The organism is Rathayibacter sp. AY2B7 (assembly GCF_002931635.1).
Taxonomy (GTDB): Bacteria; Actinomycetota; Actinomycetes; order Actinomycetales; family Microbacteriaceae; genus Rathayibacter.
Map to the genome: position 1 here is coordinate 1 of NZ_PSUC01000135.1, position 7948 is coordinate 7948.

Consider the following 7948-nt stretch of genomic DNA (forward strand, 5'->3'; position numbering starts at 1 on the left):
GCGCTGAGCGCCGGTCGGCCGGGAAGCGGGACCGCACGTCGCGAGGGAGTCACTGGGTGTCGGAAGAGCGCTACGACCTGGTCGTGCTCGGAGGTGGCAGCGGCGCCGGCCCCCGCTGCCGCCGCGCCCGCCGCCTCCCCGGAGCCCACCGACTCCAACCCCGGCTACGTCACCCCGCTCGTGCGCAAGCTCGCCGGCGAGAACGGCATCGACCTCGCCACCCTCACGGGAACCGGAGTCGGCGGCCGCATCCGCAAGCAGGACGTCCTCGACGCTGTCGAGGCCGCCAAGTCGGCTCCGGCCGCCCCGGTCTCGGCGCCCGCCGCCGCAGCCGCCAAGGCCGCGCGCACCCCGCTCGAGACCTCGCCCCTCCGCGGCACCACGCAGCCGATGTCGCGCCTGCGCAAGGTCCTCGCGCAGCGCGCCGTCGAGTCGATGCAGACGAGCGCCCAGCTCACCTCGGTCATCGAGGTCGACGTCACGGCGGTCGCCCGCTTCCGCGACTCGGTCAAGAAGAGCTTCCAGGAGAAGACCGGCGCCAAGCTGTCCTTCCTCCCCTTCTTCGCCCTCGCGGCGGCCGAGGCGCTCAAGGCCTACCCGGTGATCAACTCGACCCTCGACGGCGAGTCGATCGTCTACCCGGACCACGAGAACATCAGCATCGCCGTCGACACCGAGCGCGGCCTGCTGACCCCGGTCCTCAAGAACGCGTCGGAGCTGAACCTCGCGCAGATCGCCTCCACCATCGGAGACCTGGCCGAGCGCACCCGCAACAACAAGCTGAAGCCCGACGAGCTCGCCGGCGGCACCTTCACGCTGACCAACACCGGTTCGCGCGGGGCCCTCTTCGACACTCCCGTCGTGTTCCTGCCGCAGACCGCGATCCTCGGCACCGGCATCGTCACCAAGAAGCCGGCCGTCGTGCAGGTGGACGGTGCTGACGCCATCGCGATCCGCTCGACCGTCTTCCTCGCGCTCTCGTACGACCACCGCACGGTCGACGGAGCCGACGCGGCGCGCTTCCTGGTCGCGATCAAGGAGCGCCTCGAGGAGGGCTCGTTCGAGAACGACCTCGGCATCTGAGACGCCCCCCCCTGAGCGCGCCTCTCACGAGGCCGCTCCGGCGTAGACGTCGCGGATGAGCCAGCCGGCCTCCGTCCTGATGATCAGGACGGAGGCCGCTGTCGTCCCCGGGGCTGTCCGGAGGTGCACGACCGCCGATGCCCCGTTCACGTCGACGAGGACGGCCGACACCTCCCCCGTCGCCGGGACAGCGGAGGCGGGGCCGTCAGCTGCGTCGCCGAGCGGCGAGTCCGCCGTGACGAGCCCGCGGGCGCACTCCCGGTCCCCGCACGCGCGCACCGCGTCGATCAGCACCTCCGCCGCCTGCTCGGCGTCGAGTGAGGCCGCCGCGACCGGAGCCGGCGGTGCCGCGGTCGCCGCCGCCAACGGAGTCGACCGAGCCGGAACGGGCGCGGCTGCGGTCGACGCCCCCGCACCCTGCACCTGCCGACCGGGCCCGCCCGCGAGCGAACCGGCGAGCACCGCTCCCAGCACGATCGCCGTCCCGACGGAGAGCGGTCCCCGACGCCGGACGACGAACGCCCGGAGGCGGTCCTGCCAGCCGTCGAGCGGATGGACCCGCCGGTGCCGGGCAGCCGGAGCAGGCACCGCCTCCCGACCCCGTGCATCCGCACCGGACGTCGGCAGCGCCCGCACCGCCTCGCCTATCCCTTGCGGATCAGCGAGTCCGTAGAGGTTGCCTTCCAGCGCCAGCAGGTCGCGGTGCCGCGCGAGAGCGGCGACCGGCAGCTCCGGGCACAGCATCCCGAGGCGCTCCAGGACCCGCTGCAGCGCGTCGCGCCCCGCACGCGGCGTGTCGACGGCGGGCGTCGTCAGCAGCAGCAGGGGCCGACCCTCCTCCGTCAGGCCGATGTCGTCCGTCGTCGGAGCCAGCCATGCTCCCTCGAGCGCGGCCGAGCGGACCGCGCCCACCACGGGGGCGAGGAGGGTGACCGCGGCGCCGAGTCCGATCCCCCGCTCGACCCGCAGGAACCTCTCGAGCGTGGCGACGACGGGAGGGGCGGTCGACACAATGCACCTCCTCGGAGACGACTCCACCCGGACGATGCTCTCGCGGTGGCGGTGCTCGGCGAGCCGAGCCACCGGCGACGCCTGCAGCGCCTCGGCCTCCCGCGGCCGCATCGTCCGCTCGGCCGGCGGTGCGGCGTCCGGCGCAGGGGTCCGCCGCCTCCCCGTCCGCACTCCGCCGATCCTCCGACCGTGGACCGTCCCGCTGCTCGTCATGAGGCGAGCCTGACCGCAGGTCGAGGCGGAGGACGCCCGCCGATCCCGATCGGTGGACGGATCGGCGCACGTGCCCTCTGTGGAGGAGCCGGATCCGCGTCCGGGGTCCGCCGCCGCGCTCCCGCTCGGTATCCTTGACGTCATGGCACGCAGCACGGAACCGTCGACGAAGGCGGTCAAGGAACCCGGACGTCTCAAGCAGATGTGGCAGGTGTTCCAGATGACCCGCCGCTACGACAGCAGCGCCGTCTGGATCATCCTCCTCGCGCTCCTGCTCCCGATCCTGCTCGGCGTGCTCCTCGGCATCCTCCTCGGCAACGGCAACGGCTTCGTGATCGCGCTGTGGATCATCGTGGGCGTGATGGCCGGCCTGGTCGCCGGACTCGCCGTGCTCTCGCGTCGCGCCGAGCGCGCCGCCTACGGGCAGATCGCCGGGCAGCCCGGCGCGGTCGGCGCCGTCCTGCGCAGCGGACTTCGCGGCACCTGGACCGGCGGCGAGATGCCCGTCGCCGTCAACGGCAAGACCCAGGACGCCGTCTACCGCGCCGTCGGCCGCGGAGGCGTCGTGCTGATCGCGGAGGGCCCCGCCTCCCGCACCAAGCGCATGCTCGAGGACGAGCGGCGCAAGGTGTCGCGGATCCTGCCGAACGTCCCCGTCACCTTCGTGCACGTCGGCTCCGACGCCGATGCGACTCCGCTGCACAAGGTGCCGAGCCGCCTCTCGAAGACGAAGAAGGTCCTCACCAAGGCCGAGGTCCTCGCGGTGAAGAACCGGCTCTCCTCGCTCAACACGTCGCTGCCCATCCCGAAGGGCGTCGACCCCTTCAAGGTGCGCCCTCAGCGATCGCGCTGACGCACGACACGACAGGCCGGTCGGGATCTCTCCCGGCCGGCCTGCTCCGTCTGCGGCGCGAGTCAGTAGCGGACGAGAACCGTCCCGGCCACCTTGTCGTGGAAGCCGCGCTGGTCCGAGTCCCAGACGAGCGCCGGCACCAGCACGGCCAGCAGCACCGAGCGCACGATCGGGCGCCACACGCCGACCCAGCCCCCGCCGAGACGGATGACGCGCATCCCGAGCAGGCGGTGCCCGATGCTGCCGCCGATGGTGGGGATGAAGACGACCTGCAGCAGGACGAACAGCAGCAGGCTCGCCCAGCGGTCGTAGTCGAAGAACGCGAGCGACAGCAGAGCGGCGACGGCGAAGTCGACGGCCAGGGCGGCGATGCGGCGGCCGGACCGTCCGACCGAGAGGCGGCCCTCTCGCGGGAGGCCGAGACGCTCCCCCGGGTACGAGCTCGGGGCGGCGTCGGCGAAGGTCCTGCGGTCGGCGGCTGGCATCCTCCGATCCTATCCGCGGCGTCTCGGAGCGGACCGAGGAGCGGGTGGTCCGGCCGGCGACGTGGAGCCCGACCCCGGACGATCCCCGTAACATGTCGGAAACAACAGGGACACGGTGGGGAAACCCCCCGTCACTACCCTGGAACGGCTGCGCTCTGCAGCACCCCGTTACGCCATTGGAGACCTTTGCATGTTTAAAGATTCTTCCGAGGTGCTCTCGTTCATCAAGGACACGGACGTCAAGTTCCTCGACATCCGGTTCACCGATCTCCCCGGTGTCCAGCAGCACTTCAACATCCCCGCCTCGACTGTCGATGAGGAGTTCTTCTCCGTCGGTCAGCTCTTCGACGGGTCCTCGATCCGCGGATTCGCGAACATCCACGAATCGGACATGCAGCTGATCCCTGACGTGACCACCGCCTACGTGGACCCGTTCCGCGTCGAGCGCACGCTGATCCTCGTCTTCGACATCTACAACCCGCGCAACGGCGAGATCTACTCCAAGGACCCGCGTCAGGTCGCGAAGAAGGCCGAGAAGTACCTCGCGTCGACCGGCATCGCCGACACCGCGTTCTTCGCCCCCGAGGCGGAGTTCTACATCTTCGACGACGTCCGCTACGAGATCACGCAGAACTCCGCGTTCCACTCCGTCGACTCGGTCGAGGGCGCCTGGAACTCGGGACGCGTCGAGGAGGGCGGCAACCTCGGCAACAAGACGCCCTACAAGGGCGGCTACTTCCCGGTGAGCCCCGTCGACAAGCAGGCCGACCTCCGCGACGACATCTGCCTCAAGCTGATCGACGCCGGCCTCATCCTCGAGCGCTCGCACCACGAGGTGGGCACCGGCGGCCAGGCCGAGATCAACTACCGCTTCGACACGATGGTCCACGCGGCGGACGACATCCTGAAGTTCAAGTACATCGTCAAGAACACGGCCGAGCAGTGGGGCAAGACCGCCACGTTCATGCCGAAGCCGCTCTTCGGCGACAACGGCTCGGGCATGCACACCCACCAGTCGCTGTGGAACGACGGCACGCCGCTCTTCTACGACGAGAACGGCTACGGCGGTCTCTCGGACCTGGCGCGCTGGTACATCGGCGGCCTGCTCAAGCACGCCCCCGCCGTCCTCGCGTTCACGAACCCGACGGTCAACTCGTACCACCGCCTGATCCCGGGCTTCGAGGCGCCGGTCAACCTGGTCTACTCGGCCGGCAACCGCTCCGCGTCCATCCGCATCCCGATCACCGGCACGAACCCGAAGGCCAAGCGCATCGAGTTCCGTGCGCCCGACGCCTCCGGCAACCCGTACCTCGCGTTCGCCGCGCAGCTGATGGCGGGCCTCGACGGCATCAAGAACCGCATCGAGCCGCACGAGCCGGTCGACAAGGACCTCTACGAGCTGCCCCCCGAGGAGGCGAAGCTCATCCCGCAGGTCCCCGCGACCCTGGGCGAGGCTCTCGACGCCCTCGAGGCCGACCACGACTTCCTCCTCCAGGGCGGCGTGTTCACTCAGGAGCTCATCGACACCTGGATCGAGTACAAGCGCGAGAAGGAGATCAAGCCCCTCGCGCAGCGTCCTCACCCGTTCGAGTTCGAGCTGTACTACGGGGTCTGATCCCGCAGCACTGCCGAAGGGCCGTTCCTCCTCGGAGGGGCGGCCCTTCGCCGTCCCCGGCGCGCGGGCGTCAGCGGTAGGAGGGAGCGTCTCCCGCGGCCGGCCCGTAGAACAGGCGCTCGAAGACCGCGCGTGAGCGGCGGGTCACGCCGAGGTAGTCGTCCTCGAGCGCCGTCGCGGACCCGGCCGGGTACTCCAGCAGGCGCGCGACGCCTTCGAGCTGCCGGCGGTCGGTCGGGAGGACGTCGCTGGTGCGGTTGCCCCAGAGCGTGGTGCCCGAGCGGACACGGGACGCGAGGATCCACGCGGCACGCAGCCGCTCCGCGTCCTGCGGGCCGACCATGCCCTCCTCCTCCGCGACCGCGAGGGCGGTGAGGGTCGAGGTGGTCCGCAGCGCCGGGGTCCGCCGCGCGTGCTGCAGCTGGAGGAGCTGCACCAGCCACTCGACGTCGCTCAACGATCCGCGGCCGAGCTTGAGGTGACGGCGGGGGTCGGCGCCCTGCGGCAGACGCTCGCTCTCGACCCGCGCCTTGATCCGCTTCACCTCGCGGATGTCGCGGTCGGAGACCGCTCCCGGGTAGCGGACCCCGTCAGCCAGCTCCTCGAAGTCCTCGATGAGCGCCTGGTCCCCCGCCACTCCCCGCGACCGGAGCAGCGCCTGCGCCTCCCAGGTCAGCGACCAGCGGGCGTAGTAGGCGCGGTAGGAGTCGAGGGAGCGCACGAGGGGCCCGTTCTTGCCCTCGGGCCGCAGGTCGGCGTCGAGGTCGAGCGGCAGGCGGGAGTCCTCCGTGAGCCGGACCAGCTCGGCGACGACGAACTGCGAGTAGAGCTGGGCCTGGTGCGGCTCGGCGGTGCCGGGTCGCTGGACGTACATCACGTCGGCGTCGGAACCGAAGCCCAGCTCCGCCCCTCCGTACCGGCCCATGCCGATGATCGCGAACTCCGCGTCGGCGCCGGGCCGAGTCGCGCTGCCGCGCCGGATGGCGGCGAGCACGCCGCCCAGCAGTGCGCTGATGATGTCGGTGAGGCTGGTCGCGATCTCCTCGATCGAGCTGAGACCGAGCACGCCACCCATGGCGGTCCGCAGCACCTCGCGCCGGCGCATCGAGCGGAGGACCGAGGCGACCGCGTCGGGCGTCTCGTGCCGGGCGAGCACGGCGCGTACCTCCTCGGCGAGCTGGGCGGCGCTGCGGGGGCGGAGGGCGTCGTCGTCCTCGAGCCAGGCCGCCGACTCCGGGATGCGGTCGAGCAGCTCGCCGACGAAGCGCGATCCGGAGAGCACCGTGGTGAGCCGCTTGGCGGCTCCGGACGAGTCGCGCAGCATCCGGAGGAACCAGGGCGTCCCGCCCAGTGCGTCGCTGAGGCGCCGGAACGCGAGCAGGCCGTAGTCGGGGTCCGGTCCGTCGGCGAACCACTGCAGCATCACCGGCACGAGGTGGCGCTGGATGCTCGCGCGGCGCGAGACGCCCGAGGTCATCGCGGCGATGTGGCCGAGCGCCCCGCGGGCGTCCGCGAAGCCGATGGCGGCGAGGCGCGCCTCCGCCTGGCCGGTGGACAGCTCGGCGCCGCCGTCGGAGAGCGCGGCGACCGCGGAGAGCAGCGGACGGTAGAACAGGCGCTCGTGCAGGCCCCGGACGCGGTGCTTGATCCCGTTCCAGACGCTCAGCAGCTCCTCCGCCGTGCGGGCGAGCCCGCTGGAGCGGGCGAGGGTCCGCAGCTCGTGCTCGTCCCGCGGCATCAGGTGCGTACGCCGAAGGCGCCGCAGCTGGAGGCGGTGCTCGAGCAGCCGGAGTGCTCGGTAGTCCTGCGCGAACTCCTCGGCGGCGGAGCGGCCGATGTACCCGCGGTCGGCGAGGGCGCCCAGGGCGAGGAGGGTCCCGGGCATGCGGATCTCGTCGTCGGTCTGCCCGTGGACGAGCTGGAGCAGCTGCACCGTGAACTCGATGTCGCGCAGGCCGCCGGGCCCGAGCTTGATCTGGTAGTGGACGTCGTTCTGCGGGATGTTCTCGGTGACCCGCTCCCGCATCCGCTGCACCGACTCGACGAAGTTCTCGCGGGAGGCGCTCGACCAGACCTTGGGCGCGACCGCGTCGACGTACGCCCGCCCCAGCTCCTGGTCGCCGGCGAGCGGGCGCGCCTTGAGCAGCGCCTGGAACTCCCAGCTCTTCGCCCACCGGTCGTAGTAGGTGATGTGCGACTCGAGGGTTCGCACGAGCGCGCCCTGCTTGCCCTCCGGGCGCAGGTTCGGGTCGACCTCCCAGAGCTCCGGCTCCATCGCCAGCGCAGAGGTCCCGCGCATGAGGAGCACGGCGAGCCGGGTGGCGACGTCGATCGCACGGGCGTTCGTCAGCTCCTTCTCCGGGTCGCCCTCGGCGACGAAGATCACGTCGACGTCGCTGACGTAGTTGAGCTCGGACGCTCCCGCCTTGCCCATGCCGATGACGGCGAAGCGGGTGGCGGCGACCTCGTCCCGGCCGAAGCGGCCCGGGCCCGTGCCCTCGACCAGCTCGGTCCGCGCCACGGCGAGGGATGCCTCCAGCGCGGCTCCGGCGAGGTCGGCCAGCGCCCTCGTCACCCGGTCGATCGCCGCGACGGGGTCGGCCTGGCTCAGGTCGTGGACGACGACCCTGGTGAGGAGGCGGCGGTACCGCACGCGCAGCGCCGTCCAGCCCGCCTCCTCCCGGAGCG

Annotated in this window: 6 protein-coding genes; 3 read left to right on the forward strand and 3 right to left on the reverse strand. The window is 71.7% G+C overall.

Going from position 1 to position 7948, the window contains the following annotated elements; translation table 11 throughout:
* Positions 1 to 1083 (forward strand): 2-oxoglutarate dehydrogenase, E2 component, dihydrolipoamide succinyltransferase (sucB, locus tag C5C27_RS15845; RefSeq protein WP_104314889.1); only part of this gene is annotated, 1083 nt, incomplete at its 5' end.
* A 24-nt stretch (positions 1084 to 1107) separates the two neighbouring features.
* Here sucB and C5C27_RS15850 read toward each other — a convergent pair.
* The gene (locus C5C27_RS15850; RefSeq protein ID WP_104314886.1) at positions 1108 to 2094 is read right to left on the reverse strand and encodes a hypothetical protein; all 987 of its coding nucleotides are present in this window, start codon (positions 2092 to 2094) and stop codon (positions 1108 to 1110) included.
* 355 nt (positions 2095 to 2449) lie between these two features.
* Between C5C27_RS15850 and C5C27_RS15860 the strand changes: the two genes are divergently transcribed.
* Complete coding sequence (locus C5C27_RS15860) at positions 2450 to 3160, forward strand: DUF4191 domain-containing protein (RefSeq protein WP_104223728.1); 711 nt, start codon at positions 2450 to 2452, stop codon at positions 3158 to 3160.
* A gap of 62 nt (positions 3161 to 3222) precedes the next feature.
* Here the strand turns inward: C5C27_RS15860 and C5C27_RS15865 are convergent, their stop codons facing one another.
* Complete coding sequence (locus C5C27_RS15865) at positions 3223 to 3645, reverse strand: RDD family protein (RefSeq protein WP_104223667.1); 423 nt, start codon at positions 3643 to 3645, stop codon at positions 3223 to 3225.
* 190 nt (positions 3646 to 3835) lie between these two features.
* Between C5C27_RS15865 and glnA the strand changes: the two genes are divergently transcribed.
* Positions 3836 to 5260 carry a type I glutamate--ammonia ligase gene (glnA, locus tag C5C27_RS15870; protein ID WP_104223668.1) on the forward strand — a complete coding sequence of 475 codons (1425 nt, stop codon included), beginning with the start codon at positions 3836 to 3838 and terminating at the stop codon, positions 5258 to 5260.
* A 70-nt stretch (positions 5261 to 5330) separates the two neighbouring features.
* Here glnA and C5C27_RS15875 read toward each other — a convergent pair.
* Positions 5331 to 7948: bifunctional [glutamine synthetase] adenylyltransferase/[glutamine synthetase]-adenylyl-L-tyrosine phosphorylase (locus C5C27_RS15875; RefSeq protein WP_104314888.1), on the reverse strand; the 2618-nt coding region annotated here is incomplete at its 5' end.

Bases quoted from the DNA above. Each gene is read 5' to 3' on its own strand.
- C5C27_RS15865 (WP_104223667.1), bottom strand. From the start codon at position 3,645: ATGCCAGCCGCCGACCGCAGGACCTTCGCCGACGCCGCCCCGAGCTCG.
- C5C27_RS15860 (WP_104223728.1), top strand. From the start codon at position 2,450: ATGGCACGCAGCACGGAACCGTCGACGAAGGCGGTCAAGGAACCCGGA.
- glnA (WP_104223668.1), top strand. From the start codon at position 3,836: ATGTTTAAAGATTCTTCCGAGGTGCTCTCGTTCATCAAGGACACGGAC.